The organism is Pollutimonas rozaliensis, from assembly GCF_048751585.1.
Taxonomy (GTDB): Bacteria; Pseudomonadota; Gammaproteobacteria; order Burkholderiales; family Burkholderiaceae_B.
Genome location: NZ_JAZHOB010000304.1, coordinates 1 through 245, shown reverse-complemented (window position 1 = coordinate 245; position 245 = coordinate 1). Strand labels below are relative to the sequence as shown.

General features: G+C 67.3%; 1 protein-coding gene. It reads left to right on the top strand.

Annotation, left to right across the window (positions count from 1 at the left end; translation table 11 throughout):
* Positions 1–245: surface lipoprotein assembly modifier (locus V0R37_RS23005; protein WP_420376680.1), on the top strand; the 245-nt coding region annotated here is incomplete at both ends.

Below are 245 nucleotides of genomic sequence, written 5' to 3'. Positions count from 1 at the left end.
ATCGGGCCCTGCAGGGCGGCAGCGGGCTGCATGGCGAATGGCAATATGCGCTGGATGCGCGCAGCCTGCTCAAGCTGGAGGCCGACTGGAAGCGCCAGCGCTATCGCCAGCGCGGCCTGGCCAGCAATTACGACGGTGAGTTGGCTGCGGTGTATGCCACCTGGTTCCGTGCGCTCAACCCGCGCTGGACCCTCTTTGCCGGACTGGACCTGAGTGACAGCCGTGCCGCCAATCCGGCCAACGGC